Here is a 16,135-nt window from a genome sequence, read left to right as displayed (position 1 = left end):
GTGGGGTCTCGGGGCCACTCGACGACGCGGCTTGGGCCCGTCAGGTGCGCGCGTCGTGGGCGGGGTGCTCGGGACGGTGCTCGACCGGCACGAAGTCGGAGGCGCCCTCGTGGAGGTCGAGCACGCCGTCGGCGTCCTCGGGCAGGGCCTCGACCTCGTCGATCTCGAAGGTGGAGGCGTCGGCGTCCGCGGCCGTGAGCGGCACGGGCTGGGACTCCTCCACGGCCTCGGCGTGCCACGGTGACCGGTCCGGCCCGGCCGTGCCTCCGGGGACCGCTGGCACGTCGTCGGCGGCGACGGCGTCACCCGGTGCGGCATCGGCCGTCCCCGGCGACGTCGTGGGCGGCTCGGCGTCCCCGGCGGTCCAGTCATCGGGGACCTGCGGCTCGTCGAGCAGCGAGGTCATCGAGATCGCCTGGGTCTCGCCGAGCATCGGGAAGGGCACGTGCGGCTGGGTCGCGTCCCACTCGGGCTCGGGCCGCTCGGGGTCGTCGGGGTCGAGGACCGCTGCGGCACGCTCTCGCGACTGTCGGGTGCGCTCGCTGCGCTCGGCGTCCTCCTGCGCGTGACGACGGTCGTCGTCCTCGACCCGGCCGTCGAGGGCGCGCAGCTCGTCGGCGGTGCGCTCGACGACGTCGAGCTGGCCCGACGCGAGGGCGTGGAGCAGGGTCCGCAGCGGCGCCATCTCGGCCGCGAGCCGGGCGCGGCGCACGAGGTGCACGTCAGGTCGCTCGATGCGCGACTCGGCGTAGGCCTCGAGCACGGCATCGAGCGTCTCGGCCGGCGCCAGGCTGGCGAGCTCGGCGAAGTCGTCCGCCGGGTCGCCGACGCGGCTTGCCTCCCAGGCCAGGACGCCACGCACGTGACCGCTCGACGAGTCGTCATCGTCGTCGAACGACGCGAGGACGTTCTCGCCGGTGAAGGTGCCGTGTACCGTGGTCGGGGCGAAGCGCCACAGCGAGACGTCCTCGAGTGCGTGCTCCCAGCGCGTGAGGAGCCCGGTGGGCACGTGCCCCGTCGCGGCGGCCCGGTCGAGCTCGGAGAGCTGGCGGCGGCGGTACGCCTCGGCGTCGTACGAGGGTCGCCCGGCCTCCTCGTAGAGCAGGTGCTCGACATTGTGGATGTGCGCGAGGGTGCGACCCACCTCGGCCGTCAACGGGCCCGGACGGAGCCCCGCGAAGTAGAGGGGTCGACCGGGGACGCGCAGGTAGACGGCCGCTCGGCCCTCCGGCACCTGGGCGAGGCCGCGGACCATGGGCATGGCCACGTCGAGCCGGCGCCCGAGCAGGCCGGACAGGGCGGAGATGTCGTCGAGCATCGCGCCGGCCGCCGACGTGCACGGCGCCTTGACGACCCAGCGGCGGTCCTGGCTGTCCTGGACGTAGGCGATCTCGAAGAGGTCGCCGGGACGGCCCGGGACACCCTCCACCGTCACCGGGTCGAGGCCCGGCACGGCCGAGCTCGCCAGGGCGGCGAGGAAGAGCGGGCTGCGCGTCACGTGTCCACCGTAGGTCGAGCAGCGCGCCGAGCGTGGGAGGCGACGCCCGCGCCGGTCGGTTCGGTGCAGGCTCGACACCGGTGCGCCGGTGCCGGCTCGCCGCCCTAGGGTGGGTCGCGTGGCAGTGACCGACGAGACCCTGGCCGACCTCGCGCTCTCGCGCAGCTCACTGGACCGGGTGGCGCTCGAGCGTCGGCGGCCCGAGGTCCTCACCGAGCTGCTCGACGACCCGCAGACCCGCGTCGCCGAGGTCCGGGGTGACCGCATGCAGGTGTCGGCCCCAGACGGCGCACAGGTGGCCGGTGACGACGGGCTGGCGCTCGTCCTGCGCGCCCCCGAGCCCGAGGACCACGCCCGGCTCGGACTGCACCTCGGCCGCGACGGCGACGGTACGGCATACGTGGGCGTCGTCTCGACGGACGACGGGAGCGCGGCCGACGAGGACCGGCCGCCGGAAGGCTGGCTCACGCTGCGGCAGGCAGGCGAGGCGCTCGCACCCCGCGACGCAGGCGTCTTCACGACCGCGCTGGCACTGGCCCACTGGCACGCGACGCACCGCTTCTGCCCTCGCTGTGGCGCCCCGACCCATCCCCGACAGGGTGGCTGGGTGCGGCGCTGCGAGCGCGAGGGCAGCGAGCACTACCCGCGCACCGACCCGGCGGTCATCATGTCGGTCGTCGACCCCGACGACCGGCTGCTGCTGGGCCGGGGGGCGCACTGGCCCGAGGGTCGTTTTTCCGTGCTCGCCGGCTTCGTCGAGCCGGGGGAGTCGTTCGAGTCCGCGGTCGCCCGCGAGGTCGCCGAGGAGGTCGGCATCTCCGTCGAGGCGGCGCACTACCTCGGCAACCAGCCGTGGCCGTTCCCCTCGTCGGTGATGATCGGTTTCCAGGCGACGACGCGCGAGACCGAGCTGAGGATCGACCCCGTCGAGATGGCCGAGGCGCGCTGGGTGAGCCGTGAGGAGTACCGCGACCTGCTCCGCGACGGCTCGATCCGCACGCCGAGCGGCATCTCGATCGCCAAGCGGATCATCGAGCACTGGCTCGGCCAGACGGTCGAGTCCGTCGTCGAGCCGGGCACGGGGACGAGCTTCTGAGCCTAGTCGGCGCGGCCCGTCAGCCCGCGAGGCGCGAACGGACCTCGGCGAGCGAGGGGTTCGTCGCGGCCGAGCCGTCGGGGAAGACGACGGTCGGGACCGTGCGGTTGCCGCCGTTGACGTGCTCGACGAAGTCGACGTGCTCGGGATTGGCCTCGAGGTCGATCTCGGTGAACGGCACGCCCTCGCGGGTCAGCTGGCCCTTGAGGCGTGTGCAGTAGCCGCACCACGTGGTCGTGAACATCGTGATCGAGCCCTCGTCGGGCGTGACCTGCGTGGACTGGGGCATCGGTTCCTACTCGTGTCGCGACGTCGTGCGTGGTGGTGGGGACGGCCCCAACGGGCGTCGTCCCTCGGTGCAAGGATGACCCCATGGCCAAGCGCGGCGCAAAACGATCCCCGAGGATGGACCTCGACGTCTACGAGACCGAGGTCCGTCGGCTGCAGGCCGAGCTCGTCGCGTTCCAGGAGTGGGTGCGCTCGACGGGTCAGCGGGTCGTCGTCGTCTTCGAGGGGCGCGATGCCGCCGGCAAGGGATCGGCGATCAAGCGGATCACCGAGTACCTCAGCCCTCGCGTCGCCCGGATCGCGGCCCTCCCGGCGCCGACCGACCGCGAGAAGACGCAGTGGTACTTCCAGCGCTACATCGCCCACCTGCCCGCGGCCGGAGAGATCGTGCTCTTCGACCGGTCCTGGTACAACCGCGCCGGCGTCGAGCGGGTCATGGGGTTCTGCACCGACGATCAGTACGCCCGGTTCCTCGAGCAGGCCCCGCTCTTCGAGCAGATGCTCGTCGATGACGGTGTCATCGTGCGCAAGTACTGGTTCAGCGTCTCCGACGTCGAGCAGGAGCGCCGGTTCCGCAGCCGCGCCAAGGACCCCATGCGCCAGTGGAAGCTCTCGCCGATGGACCTCGAGTCCATCACCCGCTGGGAGGACTACTCCGAGGCCAAGGACATCATGATGGCCGCGACGAGCACCGACTGGGCGCCGTGGCACGTCGTCGAGTCCGAGGACAAGCGGCGCTCGCGGGTCAACGTCATGCACCACCTGCTCAGCTCCATCCCGCACGCCGCGGTGGCGCCCGTCGTGCCGCCCGTCCCCAAGCGCCCGGCTCCGCGCGGCTACGAGCGGCCGCCGCAGCACGAGCAGAACTACGTGCCGGACCACGCCGCGAGCGTGCTGGCCGCCTCGAAGGGTGATCGCTCCTGAGCGCAGTACCGTCCGCCGACGAGATCCTCGCCGGGCTCGACCCGGAGCAGCGCGAGGTCGCGATGGCCCCGCCGGGCCCCCTGTGCATCCTCGCGGGTGCCGGCACGGGCAAGACGCGCGCCATCACCCACCGCATCGCGTATGCCGTCCACTCGGGTGCGCAGCAGCCGCAGCGGGTGCTCGCGCTGACCTTCACGGCCCGCGCCGCCGGTGAGATGCGCACGCGCCTGCGTGGGCTCGGGGTGCAGGGCGTCCAGGCCCGCACCTTCCACGCCGCCGCGCTCCGGCAGCTGCACTTCTTCTGGCCGCAGGCCATCGGCGGCGCCGCCCCCGAGGTGATGAGCCACAAGGCGGCGGCCGTCGCCGAGGCGGCGAGCCGGCTGCGCGTGCAGTTCGACCGCACGACCGTCCGCGACCTCGCAGCCGAGATCGAGTGGGCCAAGGTCAACCTCCTGACGCCGCAGTCGTATGCCGCCCGCGCCCGTGAGCAGCGACGCGAGCCCCCGGGCCTCGACCTCACCGCCATGGCACGGCTCTTCGAGGCGTACGAGGACGTCAAGCAGCGTCGCGGCGTCATCGACTTCGAGGACGTCCTGCTCCTCACCGTCGGCATCCTCGACGAACGCGAGGACATCGCCCGCACCGTCCGCGGCCAGTACCGCCAGTTCGTCGTCGACGAGTACCAGGACGTCAACGACCTCCAGCAGCGGCTCCTCGACCAGTGGCTGGGGGAGCGCAAGGACCTCTGCGTCGTCGGCGACCCGGCCCAGACGATCTACTCCTTCACCGGGGCCAGCCCGCGACACCTCGTCGGCTTCCCCCAGCGCTTCCCGGGGGCGCAGGTCGTGCGTCTCGTGCGCAACTACCGCTCCACACCCCAGATCGTCGGGCTCGCCACCACCATCGTCGCGTCCGGCACCCAGGCGGCGCGCGACGGGTCGGTGCGTCTCCTCGCGCAGTCCGAGCCGGGTCCCGCGCCCGAGCTGACGAGCTATCCCGACGACCCGGCCGAGGCTGCCGCGGTCGCCGACCGCATCCGCACGCTCGTCGCCGGCGGGCACCAGGCGGCCGAGATCGCCATCCTCTTCCGCACCAACGCCCAGTCCGAGGCCTTCGAGTCGGCTCTCACCGACGCCGGGGTGGCCTACCTCGTGCGGGGTGGCGACCGCTTCTTCGCCCGCAAGGAGGTGCGCGATGCGGTCCTGCTGCTGCGCGGCGCCGCCCGCAGCGACGACGGCGAGAAGCCGCTCGGCGAGATCACCCGCGACGTCATCACCGGTGCGGGCTGGTCGCATCAGCCCCCGTCGGGCAGCGGGGCCACCCGAGAGCGGTGGGAGTCGCTGACCGCGCTCGCGACGCTCGCCGACGACATCGCGGCAGCGGCCCCCGACGCCCGGCTGCCCGAGCTCGTCGCCGAGCTCGAGCGGCGGGCGGCCGAGCAGCACGCGCCGGCCGTGCAGGGCGTGACGCTCGCCAGCCTGCACGCCGCCAAGGGCTTGGAGTGGGACACCGTCTTCCTCGTCGGCGCCTCCGACGGCCTCATGCCCATCTCGATGGCCGAGGGTCCCGACGCCGTCGAGGAGGAGCGACGCCTGCTCTACGTCGGGCTCACGCGCGCCCGCAAACAGCTCTTCCTGTCGTGGTCCGGCGCCCGCACGCCGGGAGCCCGGGCCACCCGCCGCGTCTCGAGGTTCCTCGCGCCGGCGGCCGACATCCTCGGCCAGGGCGCCCGCAGCGAGGCGAGGTCGGGCGGGTCCAAGCGGTCCGCGCCGAAGGTGGCACCCCTCGCGCACTGCCGCGGCTGTGGCGCCGAGCTCGTCTCCGCGGCGCAGCGCAAGACCGGCCGCTGCGACGACTGTCCGCCCACCTACGACGAGGCGACGTTCGAGCGGCTGCGCACGTGGCGCCTTGCCGTCGCGCGCGAGGCGAGCGTGCCGGCATTCGTCGTCTTCACCGACGCGACGCTCACCGCGATCGCCGAGGACGCGCCCTCCGACGAGGGTCGTCTGTCGGTCATCAGCGGCGTCGGCGCGCGCAAGCTCGAGCAGTACGGCAGCGACGTCCTTGCCATCCTGGCCGGTGCCGACCCGCAAGAAATCATCGAAAGCCGTTCTGCGGCAAAGTAATCCGCGGGTTAGACGCATTGGCCCAAAATAAGTTCGGAAAACTTCGTTAAATCAGTTGTTCGCCCGCGAGGCGCACGCGTACCCTTGACGAAGTCAAGCCCAGTGGTCTCGGTGGCCAGCTGGGGCCCGTGAGCAGAAGTGAGGAGGTCGGCCTGATGGACAACACCACGATGACGATGAGCGCAGTCTCCTGCGTCCTTTCCGTGCGTCTGCGGCCGACCACCGGCGATGTCCGCCTGGCGGCCACGCGCGCTCCGGAGCAGGGGACCACTGTGTCCATCGCCGCCGCCATGGGCGGCCGTGTCGCCGACTTCCGCGCCCCGATCCAGGGAGACGTCTCGGTCACCGGCCTCACGTCCGCCCCCGCCTACAAGACCCTCGATGTCGTTCGCTCCCGTTCTGGGAGGCCACCGGTCTGACAAGACCCGAAGCCTCACCTCCAGGCCGCGAACCCGACATCACCGGGTCCGCGGCCTTCGTGTTACCCGGGGGAGTTCCCCGGCCGAATGCCGCTCCCACACCGCACCAACCGACACCGACAGATGAGCACCCGACCGGGTGCCTGACAGATCAGGGACACAGATGACTCCCCGGATGCCGAGCAGCAGGACCGAGACCCGCACCACCGGTGCAGGCCTGCGGACCAAGCCAGACACGAGTGAGCAGGGGCACCCCACCACGGGCGCCCAGGAGACGGAGGTGAGAACGATGCAGCTGAGCGAACTGATCGACATGAGAACCGAGGCGGAGCAGGTCGGCGAGACCATTCCGTGCCGCGACTACGACGCGGAGCTCTGGTTCGCCGAGCGACCCGAGGACGTCGAGTTCGCCAAGACGCTCTGCGGGCTCTGCCCGGCGCGGGTCCAGTGCCTCGCCGGCGCCCTCGAGCGCCAGGAGCCGTGGGGAGTCTGGGGCGGGCAGCTGCTCGTCCAGGGCGCCATCGTGGCTCGCAAGCGGCCCCGCGGCCGTCCGCGCAAGCACCCCGTGGCTGCCTGAGCCTGCGTGACCACGCATGACCCAGACGCCCACGGCCACCACCAGCACTTTTCTTCACAGACCAGGAGATCGTCATGAACCAGCTCGAGATGCTGGCTCGCGACCGGATCAACCAGCGCAGTCAGCGCCAGGAACGCAGCGGCATCCGTCGCAGCGCCCGGCTGATCGCCCAGGAGATCCGGGACAGTCGACGCCACAGCCAGAAGTGAACGACCGCGCCACGAGGCGCGTTGCAGGACAACTGAATCGAGTGAGCGAGCCGCGGGTGACGCGCACGTCACCCGCGGTTCCGCACGTCCGGGGCCGTTCGCCCAGCTCCTGAACCCCCTGCCCAGCTCCCTCCTTGCCCGGGCCGAGATCCCGCGTGGCGCCACGAACCACCCCCACGTCGGCGGATACTCGAAGAAGGAGAAGGGAGAACCCCGTGAACACCTCTACCGAAGCGGCGAGCGAACCAGCTACCGACGCCGCAGCCAGTGACGAGTCCCTCGTCTGCTCCGGGTGCGGCACGACCCCGCGGCCCGAGGACCGGTCCGCAGCCCGGCTCACGTGGAGCCGAGGCGCCGACGCCGGGCGCACGACCTGGACGTGCGAGCGATGCAGCCGCGAGAACCTCCGCTCGATCGAGAGCAAGCTCGACCCCGTCTGGTGGTGACGAGCAAGGCCGTGTGAGCGCTCCGGGCGATCATCCGTCAATGGCGTCCGTCAGTCGGCGTCGACCACGGGCGGTAGGTCCGCCCCGGGGAGCAGCTCGTCGACGATGGCGCGCCCGTGGACGGTGCCGCCCAGCTGGCTGAGCACGCCGATCCCGCCACCCCACACCCGGTGGATGAGGAGGTACTCCGGCGGCAGGTTGAGCTTGTAGGCGACGGCGTAGTTGGGCTGGCGCGGGTCGTTGATGTGCGCGAAGACGCCCCGGAGCCAGTCCCGGCTGAAGGTGAACGTGTCGGTGCGGAACGGCGCCATGAAGGGCTCGAGGTAGTCGAGGAGCCGCTGAGGGTCGAGGTCGATGTTGTCCTTGACGAAGCCGATCCCGCGCAGACCCTCGAGCACGTCCTCGGCGCTGCCCTCGAGGCCGGTGGTGAGCAGCGGCCCGATCTCGGGCGGCATGCCGTTCGGGAGCCGGTTCACGGCCCCGAAGTCGATGACGCCCAGGCGCCCGTCGGGCGTCATGCGGAAGTTGCCGGGGTGCGGGTCGGCGTGCAGCAGCCCGGCTCTGGCAGGCCCCGCGAGCAGGAAGCGCAGGTACAGCTGCGAGGCGGTGTCGCGCTGCTCCTGGGTGCCCTCGGCGATGATCCGCGAGAGGGGGAGCCCGTCGAGCCACTCCGAGACGATGACGTGCTCGCGGCCGTCGACGACGTGCGGCACGGCGAAGTCGGGGTCGCCGTCGAAGGCGGCAGCGAAGGTCGCCTGGGACTCGGCCTCGAGGCGGTAGTCGAGCTCCTCGGCCATCCGGTCGCGCAGCTCGTCGAGGATCGGGCCGAGCTCGATGCCGGGCACCCAGCTCGCCGCGACCTTGGCGACCCGGCTGATCTGCCGGATGTCGCTCATCAGCGCGGCGCCGGCGCCGGGGTACTGGATCTTGACCGCGACGTCGCGACCGTCCTTCCAGACGGCCCGGTGCACCTGCCCGATCGAGGCGGAGGCCACGGGGTGGTCGTCGAAGGACTCGAACCTGCTGCGCCACCGTGTGCCCATCTGGGCGCGGAGCACGCCGTGCACGGAGGTGGTCGGCATCGGCGGGGCGCTGTCCTGCAGCTTGGTCAGCATGGTCCGGTAGTGCACGGCGAGGTCCTCGGGCAGCGCTGCCTCGAAGATCGAGAGCGCCTGCCCGAACTTCATGGCGCCGCCCTTGAGCTCGCCGAGGACCTGGAAGAGCTGCTGCGCCGTGCGGGCCTGCAGCTCCGCGGCCACGATCTCCGCCGGGCGACCACCGAGCCGTTTGCCGAGGCCGAGTGCGGTCCGACCGGCGAAGCCAAGCGGCACCGAGGCGAGCTTGGCCGAGCGTACGACGGCCTTGCGTGGCAGGTCGGTCACGGCGCACCTCCTCGGGCGGGTCGACGGTCTCGTGCGGGCGCGAGTGTGGTCGGTCCGGCGCCGGTGAACGAGACAACATCGCGCGGCGGCGGGTCGAGCCCACCCTCGACTCTATGTGTACCCGCCCGGGCTGGTGCGCCCGACCATCTGTCCAGCCTTGGCCCTGCGTCGGTCACGCCCCGCGGCGGAGCGACGCATCCCCGGTGCCAGTCCACGCGCCGCCGGGGCCGCTCGTGCCGCCTGAGGCAGGGTGCGCCGGGCAGAGCGGGTGCGTCGGCCAGCGTCGGTGGTCCATCCGTGGCCACGGTGGGCTCACCTCGACCGAGACCCCGGGCGGGGGAGGGTGGCCCTCGAGGACCCCGTTCACGAGGAGGGTCACGCTGCCGACGACGAGATGGGACAGGCCCGGAGCGAGGCCGTCGTGCTCGCCCTCGGGCGACCCGGCCGGCGCGAGGGCCCGTGTCGGCGTCGCCTGGCTCATCAGTGTCGGCCACGCGTCGTCGCGGTCGGCCCGGTGCCGGTCGAGGCACCAGAGGCACGGCGCGCCGGGGGAGCCGTCGACGAGCGGACCGATCACCGTACGGGGCCCGGCCGGGGCCACGGGCAGGTGCGGGACGCCATGACGCAGCCAGAGGTCGCCACGACGAGGGTCGACGACGGGTGACCCCACGAGGACGACGAGGTCGGGCCGTGGGCGCAGCGGCGCGGCGACCGCTCTGTCGACCGCGGTCCGGCCGTGCACGACGAGCGTGCCGGCGTGCGCCAGCGCCGCGGCGATGTCGGTGGCGACGTGGCCACAGCCATCGACGACGACCCGCCCGGAGGCGCTGGCGCGTGCAGCGGCAGCGGAGCCGGACGACGACACCCCCGCCGGGTGCCGGTCGGTGAGCACGCCGAGCTCGGCGACGAGCTCGAGCAGGGCACGCCATCGTGCTGGAGCGATGCCAGCGTCGGCCGCCACGCGCTCGGTCGAGACGAGGGGGAGGGCGCCGTCGAGACGGGCGAGCAGGGCGGCCTCGGTGTCGCTGACCCCCGTGACGACAGGACCGCCCGGGAGCACGCCGAACTGGACCTCGCCGCGTCGTCTCGTCAGCGGACGCAGCCAGACGGGCACGCGGGGGTGGGGTGGGACGGCAGCAGCGGACATCGGACCTCCAGACCCGGTGGCGCCACCAGCGTGCGCCACCCTCGGTCGTCAGGCTCGCAGCCGCCCGGGTGCGGCGGTGCTCGTCGTCCACAGCCCCTGACGGCGGGTCGAGGACCTGACGCCTCCGGTCGGGCGTCGGCGGGGCCTGAGTCGGCCTGCGGGCCGGCTCGAGGCGGGTACGCGCGAGGGGGCGGGACCGTGTGGTCCCGCCCCCTCGATCTGCAGCGTCAGCGACGCCGCCGCGACCTGGTCAGGCCTTGCCCAGAATGCGGTTCAGGTTCGTGCCACAGACGGGGCACTGTCCCTTGGCCATGCGGCGACCGTTGTCAGAAACGACAACCTTGCCCTCGGCCTCGCGCTTCTCCTTGCACTTCACGCAGTAGAACTCGCCCTTGTAGGTCTCGTCAGCCATTGATGTCTCCTTGTAGATGGCACCCATCCGACGGGTGCCTCGACTCGTTCAACCCTAGAGCACGCTGAGCACGAAATCATGCTCATCCCCGCTTGGCGCGCCCGTCCGCGATGAGGTATGACGCGCGAGCGCGGCCGTGTCGGGCCCGTGCTCCGGGGCGTTGTCCCCACGCTGGCCTACCCTGCCCTCATGGCGACGGTGCGACGTGAGGTGGTGCACACGGTGGTCGACGGGGTGACCGTCGAGGTCCGCCGCAGCGCCAAGCGTCGCCGCACCGTGTCGGCCTATCGCCAGGAGGGGCGCCTCGTCGTCCTCGTCCCGGCGCGGATGAGCCGCGCCGAGGAGGGGGAGTGGGTGCGCACCATGGTCGCTCGGGTCGCCGCGTCCGAGCAGCGCCGCCAGCGCAGTGACGGCGACCTCGAGCAGCGCGCGCTCGCCCTGTCGCGCGAGCACCTCGGCGGGCGCGCCGTTCCCGCGAGCGTTCGCTGGGTCTCCAACCAGAACTCCCGCTGGGGTTCGTGCACCCCGGCCGAGGGCTCGATTCGCTTGTCCGACAAGCTCCGTGGCATGCCGAGCTGGGTCGTCGACTACGTCCTGCTCCACGAGCTGGCCCACCTGCTGCAGCCGGGGCACGGCGCGGAGTTCTGGGCCCTGCTGCAGGGCTACCCGCGTCTCGAGCGTGCCCGCGGCTACCTCCAGGGCGTCTCGGCCGCCGCCGGGCTCGACCTCAGCGACGAGTGAACGCGACGACGCGCTCCGCCTGACGGCATACGACCACGTATGCCGTGACGCCCCGCGCGCGCCGGCCCGTCGGTCAGCGTTGGTGCAGTCTCAGGCCGGCATCCACGAGGGGGCGCAGGTCCTCTCGTGTCCCCTCGGGGAGGGCGTCCACCGGCCACCACCGGACGTCGATCGACTCGGTGCTGACAGCCGACTCGGCCGACTTCGGGGTGCGCGCCGCGAAGCGGATGTCGAGGTGCTCACGGCACGTGCCGAAATCTCCGGAAAGAAGATGTCGATCGAGCTGCGCGATCTCCGGAAAGGCCGTGATGTCCGCAATGCCCGACTCCTCACGCGCCTCACGAGTGGCCGCGTGCCACACCGACGCGTCCCCGGGCTCGAAGTGTCCGCCGAACTGGAACCACGCCCGCGCCCGGCGGTGCAGGGTCAGCAGCGCGGCGTCGCCGTCGTCGTCGAGCACGATGACGCTGCCCGTGAGGTGTGCCGGCGGTCCGGCCTTGCTCATCGCATCCGGATGGGCGTGGAGGTGGTCGAGGAACTCCCTGCGAAGGCGCTCCTGCCGCTCGTCCGGCGCAGCCCACGACTCCAGCCGTGCGACGGCGTCGTCGTGCAGGCGGCGCCAGGCGGCCGCGTTCGGCCCCTCGAGGGGCTCGAGGGGCTCGCGGGACCCGCGCGGGTCCCGCGGCACCGGCGGGCGGTGCGCCCCCGTCACCGCTGAGGGCCGGCGCCGGTGTCGCCACCGGTGTCGCCACTGGTGTCGCCGTCGTCGCCGGTGGCCGTGCCCGTGTCGGTGCCTGTGTCGGTGCCTCTGTCGGTGCCGCTGTCGGTGCCGCGCTCGCGGTCGGCCTCCTCGAGGATGCCCTGGAGCACGGAGTCGAGGTCCGCGCCCAGGTTGTCGCCGCCCTCGGGCAGCGCGCTCGTCGAGGAGGTGCCGGTCGCCCGCTCGACGTAGCCGATCGGGTCGTCGAGGTCGGCCGACGTGGGGGCGAGGTCGGGGTGGGCCCAGCGGCCGTCGCGGAGGGTCGCCCCGCCGGCGCTCTCGAGCGCGGCCCAGAGGTTCGCGGCGTCGCGCAGCCGGCGCGGGCGCAGCTCGAGCCCGACGAGCCCGGCGAACGTCTTCTGGGCCGCTCCGCCCACCCGACGCCGGCGGATCGTCTCGGCCAGCGCCGCCGACAGCGGCAGGTGCCGGGCCGTCGTGCGGTCGGTCACGTGGTCGACCCAGCCCTCGGCCAGGGCGAGGAGCGTCTCGAGCCGGTCGAGGGCGGCGCGCTGTGCAGGGGTCGGCTGCGGCCGGAAGAGGTTGCCCTGCAGGGCCGTGCGCAGCGCCTCGGGGTCCGAGGGGTCGATGGTCGACAGGGCCGACTCGATGGCGTCGGTGTCGATCGTGATGTTGCGGGCGTAGTCGGAGACGGCCGAGAGCAGCTGTGGCCCGAGCCATGGCACCTCGGAGAAGAGGCGGACGCGGGCCGCCTCGCGGACCGCGAGGTAGAGGCGCACCTGCGCGATGTCGATCTCGAGCGACTCGGCGAGCTCGGCGACGTTGCCGGGAAGCAGGGCGACGACGCCCGGCTCGGTGAGGGGGAGGCCGACCTCGGTGCCGGTCACGACCTCGGTGGCGAGCGTGCCGACGGCCTGGCCGAGCTGGGCCGAGAACATCTGGCGGCTGAGGTTGCCGAGCATCGGCGCCCACTGCTCGACCATCTGCCGCGGGTCGAAGCCCTCCGGCAGCCCCTCGGGCAGGGCCTCGCCGAAGGCCTCCGGGCCGAGCTCTCCGACCTGCTTGCGCATCGCGTCGGACGTCGCGGCGGTGACGCCGTCGGAGACCGGCTCGATGAGCTCGAACCAGCGCGGCATCGTCGCCTCGACCCACTCGGCGCGGCTCAGGCCGGTCGCGCGCCAGGCGGGGGAGGCCAGCGTCGTCTGCTCGTCGAGCCACAGGGTCGCCACGGCGACCGCATCGGCGACCGCGCGTGCGGCGGCCTCGTCGTGCACGTCGTTGCCCTGCGCCGCCATCACGTGTCGGCGGGCGACCTCGGTGGCCAGGTCACGCGAGCCGGTCGGGGAGTCCTGCGCAGCCATGAAGGTGCCGAGCTGGGCACGCATCGCGGCTTGGGTGGCCGGGTCGCGGGGGTCGACGCCCATGCTCTTCATCGCCTCGGCGAGCTCGGGGTTGTCGGCGGCCTCGCCGAGCACCTTCTCGAGCATGGCCCCGAGGTCGGACGGGTCCATCCCGCCGAGGTCCGGCAGGCCGGGGAAGCCCTCACCGAAGCCGCCGCCGAAGCCGCCCCCGAAGCCGCTGCCGAAGCCGGCCGGGCCGGCTCCCGAGCCGGGTGAGCCGCCGCCAGGCCGGTTCAGCGGCAGGCCGAAGGGGGACTCGCCGGGCGCCCGGCCCGCATCGGGCTGGCCGACCTGGTCGCCGGCGTCGCCCGGCTGGCCCGCGTCGGCCTGGCCGGCGTCGCCCTGCTGGCCCGCGTCGCCCTGCTCCTCGCCGGACACGTCGTCCTTGTCGCTGTGGTTGTCGTCACCGCGTCCACGGTCGTCGGCCATGCCTGCTCATCCCCACTCGAACGGATCTCGTGCCGGCCGTCTGGCCGTACACCAAGACAACCACGGATCGACCTCGTTGGTTCCCCACCCCGGGCACGGGCGCGGGCACGGGCGCGGGCATGGGCGCGGGCGCGGAACGCGAGGGCCCGCGCGGCGGCATACGATTGCGGGCGTGACGGTCACCCTTGCCGAGATCCGTGAGACACCTCTGTCGGTCGACGAGGTGCTCACGAGCGTCTCCTCGCCCAAGGCGGGAGGCGTCTGCCTCTTCGTCGGCACGGTGCGCGACCACGACGGGCCCGCCGGCGACGTCGCCGAGGAGACCGCGGACAAGACGGTGGCCGCCCTCGACTACTCCGCGCACCCGCAGGCGGCCGAGGCGGCCCGTGCGCTCGCCGCCCGTCTCGCAGCCGATGGACGCTCCGTCCGGCTGGCCGTCGTCCACCGGGTGGGTCACCTCGAGGTCGGTGACGTCGCGGTGGTCGTCGGCGTCAGCGCCGAGCACCGCGGCGAGGCGTTCGACGTCTGCCGCGAGCTCATCGACGAGTTCAAGGCGACGATCCCGATCTGGAAGCACCAGCGTTTCGCCGACGGTGCCGACGAGTGGGTCGGCCTGCCGTGAGGACGATCAAGCGCGTGCCGGAGCAGCCCACCGGTACCGACCTGCCCACTCGTGCCGAGGTGCTCGAGGGTGAGGACACCGGCAGGCTCACCCGCGGTAACAAGGCGGTCCTGGCGGCGTTCTTCGTCGCCCTCGTCGTCATGGTCATCGGGTCGGTCGTCCACCTGCCGTATGCCGTCATGAGCCCCGGGCCGACGCAGGACACCCTCGGCACGTCCGGCGCCCAGAACAAGCCGATCATCGCGATCTCGGGGTTGCCGACCTACCCGACCGACGGGGCGCTGCGCTTCACCACGGTGCGCGTCGAGGGCGGACCGGGCTACCCCGTCGACGCGTGGGACATCCTGCAGGCGTGGGTCGACCCCGCCCGCGACGTCTTCCCCGTCGACGACGTCTTCGACCCGCAGGTCACCCAGGAGCAGGTGGCCGAGGCGAACGCCGTCCAGATGGAGGGCTCGCAGGAGGAGGCCACGGCCGTCGCGCTCCGCGCGATCGGCAAGGAGGTGCCGACCCACGTCGCCATCGCCGGCATCACCGACTCGTCGAAGGCCAAGGGTCTGCTCAAGGTCGGCGACCGTCTCGACAGCATCGACGGCGAGCCCGTCACGACGACGCAGGCCCTGCGCGACGCCCTCCAGAAGAAGAAGCCCGGCGAGAGCGTGTCCCTCACGGTCACGCGCGCCGGCAAGGAGGTGACGGTCGACGTCCCGACCGTCGAGGGCCAGGGTGGCCGCACGGCTCTCGGGGTCCTCCTCGGGCTCGACCACGACTTCCCGGCCAAGGTCACCATCGATGCCGGCGCCATCGGCGGTCCGTCTGCGGGACTCATGTTCTCCCTCGGCATCTACGACAAGCTGACGCCCGGCCCGCTGGCCGGGGGTCACCAGGTCGCCGGCACCGGCACGATCGACGACGAGGGCAAGGTCGGCCCCATCGGCGGCATCCGGCAGAAGCTCGCCGGTGCCCGCTCGGACGGCGCCGCCTACTTCCTCGCCCCGGCCGACAACTGCAACGAGGTGGTGGGCCACGTGCCCGACGGCCTCGACGTCTTCAAGGTGGGCACCTTCGACGAGGCTCGCACCGCGGTCGAGGCCATCGCCAAGGGCCAGACGGGCTCGCTGCCCCGCTGCTGACGTCGCGGGAGTGAGCCCTCAGGTGCTCAGTCCTCGAAGGTCGCCTTGAGGGCCTCGACGAGCCCGGGCGCGATGTCCTTGCCGGTCGCGACGGCGTCGTCCGAGTCGTGGTCGCGCTGGCGCAGCAGGCAGATCGAGGTGCCGTCGCGCAGGACGGCCACGACGAGCCGTACGTCCTTGCGGTCCGGGTGGGCCGCGAGGTGGTCGACGGCGTCGTCGCCGCGGGAGGGCAGCTCGCGCTCGGCCTCCGGCGGCACGACCATGCGCTCGATCGCGAAGGCGCAGCCCTCGACCTCGTCGGGCCAGGCGAGCCGGCCGAGCAGCGTCTCGAGCGAGCTCGTCGTGGGCAGGCCCTCCTGCTCGATGGCGGTCAGGGCGCCGTCAGCGAGGTCGGAGCGCCCCATCTGGTCGCGCAGCTGCGGCTCGCGCTCGAGCAGGTCAGCCGTGCGCACGAGCGCGAAGAGCCGGGCGGGCTGGTCCCAGCCGGAGGCCGCGACGTGCCGCTCGGTGTCGAGGGCGGCGATGGCGAGAGGGTCGATGACGGGCTGCGCGTTCACGCCCCCATGCT

At 72.8% G+C, this 16,135-nt stretch carries 18 protein-coding genes; 10 read left to right on the top strand and 8 right to left on the bottom strand.

Translation table 11 applies throughout. The features are described from left to right. Nucleotides 1–40 precede the first annotated feature (40 nt). Nucleotides 41–1,498 (bottom strand): phosphotransferase, encoded by a 1,458-nt coding sequence (locus ASH01_RS02060; RefSeq protein ID WP_056770727.1) that lies wholly within the window; start codon nt 1,496–1,498, stop codon nt 41–43. A 118-nt stretch (nt 1,499–1,616) separates the two neighbouring features. Here ASH01_RS02060 and nudC point away from each other — a divergent pair, with 118 nt between their 5' ends. Further along, the gene (nudC, locus tag ASH01_RS02055; RefSeq protein WP_327191897.1) at nt 1,617–2,594 is read left to right on the top strand and encodes an NAD(+) diphosphatase; all 978 of its coding nucleotides are present in this window, start codon (nt 1,617–1,619) and stop codon (nt 2,592–2,594) included. Nucleotides 2,595–2,613: 19 nt separating this feature from the next. Here nudC and ASH01_RS02050 read toward each other — a convergent pair whose 3' ends face one another. Further along, the gene (locus tag ASH01_RS02050) at nt 2,614–2,883 is read right to left on the bottom strand and encodes a mycoredoxin (RefSeq protein WP_020143062.1); all 270 of its coding nucleotides are present in this window, start codon (nt 2,881–2,883) and stop codon (nt 2,614–2,616) included. An 83-nt stretch (nt 2,884–2,966) separates the two neighbouring features. Here ASH01_RS02050 and ppk2 point away from each other — a divergent pair, with 83 nt between their 5' ends. The 6 genes from ppk2 to ASH01_RS02025 all read left to right on the top strand — a co-directional run bounded on the left by ppk2 (nt 2,967) and on the right by ASH01_RS02025 (nt 7,583). Next, nucleotides 2,967–3,806 carry a polyphosphate kinase 2 gene (ppk2, locus tag ASH01_RS02045; protein ID WP_235509504.1) on the top strand — a complete coding sequence of 280 codons (840 nt, stop codon included), beginning with the start codon at nt 2,967–2,969 and terminating at the stop codon, nt 3,804–3,806. Then, nucleotides 3,803–5,932 carry an ATP-dependent DNA helicase UvrD2 gene (locus ASH01_RS02040; protein ID WP_056770720.1) on the top strand — a complete coding sequence of 710 codons (2,130 nt, stop codon included), beginning with the start codon at nt 3,803–3,805 and terminating at the stop codon, nt 5,930–5,932. The genes ppk2 and ASH01_RS02040 overlap by 4 nt, the downstream gene beginning before the upstream one ends. Nucleotides 5,933–6,087: 155 nt before the next feature. Next, nucleotides 6,088–6,351 (top strand): hypothetical protein, encoded by a 264-nt coding sequence (locus ASH01_RS02035; protein ID WP_056770716.1) that lies wholly within the window; start codon nt 6,088–6,090, stop codon nt 6,349–6,351. Nucleotides 6,352–6,640: 289 nt separating this feature from the next. After that, a complete protein-coding gene (locus tag ASH01_RS02030) occupies nt 6,641–6,928 on the top strand; it encodes a WhiB family transcriptional regulator (protein ID WP_020143058.1) in 288 nt (95 codons plus the stop codon). Between the two features lie 74 nt (nt 6,929–7,002). After that, a complete protein-coding gene (locus tag ASH01_RS23820; protein ID WP_255358381.1) occupies nt 7,003–7,137 on the top strand; it encodes a hypothetical protein in 135 nt (44 codons plus the stop codon). 215 nt (nt 7,138–7,352) lie between these two features. Next, nucleotides 7,353–7,583 carry a hypothetical protein gene (locus ASH01_RS02025; protein WP_056770712.1) on the top strand — a complete coding sequence of 77 codons (231 nt, stop codon included), beginning with the start codon at nt 7,353–7,355 and terminating at the stop codon, nt 7,581–7,583. A gap of 50 nt (nt 7,584–7,633) precedes the next feature. Here the strand turns inward: ASH01_RS02025 and ASH01_RS02020 are convergent, their stop codons facing one another. From ASH01_RS02020 to ASH01_RS23300, 3 genes are all read right to left on the bottom strand, one after another. Beyond that, nucleotides 7,634–8,965, bottom strand: a complete 1,332-nt coding sequence (locus ASH01_RS02020) for an ABC1 kinase family protein (protein ID WP_056770709.1) — start codon at nt 8,963–8,965, stop codon at nt 7,634–7,636. Nucleotides 8,966–9,137: 172 nt separating this feature from the next. Continuing rightward, a complete protein-coding gene (locus ASH01_RS02015; protein ID WP_056824152.1) occupies nt 9,138–10,112 on the bottom strand; it encodes a hypothetical protein in 975 nt (324 codons plus the stop codon). Nucleotides 10,113–10,362: 250 nt separating this feature from the next. Further along, complete coding sequence (locus tag ASH01_RS23300) at nt 10,363–10,524, bottom strand: DUF5679 domain-containing protein (protein ID WP_020143053.1); 162 nt, start codon at nt 10,522–10,524, stop codon at nt 10,363–10,365. A 189-nt stretch (nt 10,525–10,713) separates the two neighbouring features. Here ASH01_RS23300 and ASH01_RS02010 point away from each other — a divergent pair, with 189 nt between their 5' ends. Next, complete coding sequence (locus ASH01_RS02010; RefSeq protein ID WP_056772564.1) at nt 10,714–11,265, top strand: M48 family metallopeptidase; 552 nt, start codon at nt 10,714–10,716, stop codon at nt 11,263–11,265. Nucleotides 11,266–11,338: 73 nt separating this feature from the next. Here ASH01_RS02010 and ASH01_RS02005 read toward each other — a convergent pair whose 3' ends face one another. After that, nucleotides 11,339–11,953, bottom strand: coding sequence for an NUDIX hydrolase (locus tag ASH01_RS02005; RefSeq protein ID WP_056772563.1), 615 nt, complete (start codon nt 11,951–11,953; stop codon nt 11,339–11,341). Nucleotides 11,954–11,973: 20 nt separating this feature from the next. Further along, a complete protein-coding gene (locus tag ASH01_RS02000; RefSeq protein ID WP_056770705.1) occupies nt 11,974–13,812 on the bottom strand; it encodes a zinc-dependent metalloprotease in 1,839 nt (612 codons plus the stop codon). A 172-nt stretch (nt 13,813–13,984) separates the two neighbouring features. Here ASH01_RS02000 and ASH01_RS01995 point away from each other — a divergent pair, with 172 nt between their 5' ends. Together ASH01_RS01995 and ASH01_RS01990 are read left to right on the top strand one after the other, a co-directional pair. After that, entirely contained in the window at nt 13,985–14,434 is a 450-nt protein-coding gene (locus ASH01_RS01995) for a molybdenum cofactor biosynthesis protein MoaE (protein ID WP_056770703.1), read from the top strand. A gap of 14 nt (nt 14,435–14,448) precedes the next feature. Beyond that, the gene (locus tag ASH01_RS01990) at nt 14,449–15,567 is read left to right on the top strand and encodes a YlbL family protein (protein WP_235509502.1); all 1,119 of its coding nucleotides are present in this window, start codon (nt 14,449–14,451) and stop codon (nt 15,565–15,567) included. Nucleotides 15,568–15,593: 26 nt separating this feature from the next. Here ASH01_RS01990 and ASH01_RS01985 read toward each other — a convergent pair whose 3' ends face one another. Continuing rightward, on the bottom strand, nt 15,594–16,124 hold the full coding sequence (locus ASH01_RS01985) for a PPA1309 family protein (protein WP_082619344.1): 531 nt from the start codon (nt 16,122–16,124) through the stop codon (nt 15,594–15,596). Nucleotides 16,125–16,135: the final 11 nt, after the last annotated feature.

The organism is Terrabacter sp. Soil811 (genome assembly GCF_001429655.1).
GTDB lineage: Bacteria > Actinomycetota > Actinomycetes > Actinomycetales > Dermatophilaceae > Terrabacter.
Note: the sequence above shows the minus strand (reverse complement) of the source record. Positions and strands in the feature narration are given on the sequence as shown.

Excerpts from the sequence above, each read along its gene's own strand:
- ASH01_RS02030 (WP_020143058.1), top strand. The coding sequence starts at position 6,641 with ATGCAGCTGAGCGAACTGATCGACATGAGAACCGAGGCGGAGCAGGTC.
- ASH01_RS02050 (WP_020143062.1), bottom strand. The coding sequence starts at position 2,883 with ATGCCCCAGTCCACGCAGGTCACGCCCGACGAGGGCTCGATCACGATG.
- ASH01_RS02000 (WP_056770705.1), bottom strand. The coding sequence starts at position 13,812 with ATGGCCGACGACCGTGGACGCGGTGACGACAACCACAGCGACAAGGAC.
- ASH01_RS23820 (WP_255358381.1), top strand. The coding sequence starts at position 7,003 with ATGAACCAGCTCGAGATGCTGGCTCGCGACCGGATCAACCAGCGCAGT.
- ASH01_RS23300 (WP_020143053.1), bottom strand. The coding sequence starts at position 10,524 with ATGGCTGACGAGACCTACAAGGGCGAGTTCTACTGCGTGAAGTGCAAG.
- ppk2 (WP_235509504.1), top strand. The coding sequence starts at position 2,967 with ATGGCCAAGCGCGGCGCAAAACGATCCCCGAGGATGGACCTCGACGTC.
- ASH01_RS02010 (WP_056772564.1), top strand. The coding sequence starts at position 10,714 with ATGGCGACGGTGCGACGTGAGGTGGTGCACACGGTGGTCGACGGGGTG.
- ASH01_RS02015 (WP_056824152.1), bottom strand. The coding sequence starts at position 10,112 with ATGTCCGCTGCTGCCGTCCCACCCCACCCCCGCGTGCCCGTCTGGCTG.
- ASH01_RS02035 (WP_056770716.1), top strand. The coding sequence starts at position 6,088 with ATGGACAACACCACGATGACGATGAGCGCAGTCTCCTGCGTCCTTTCC.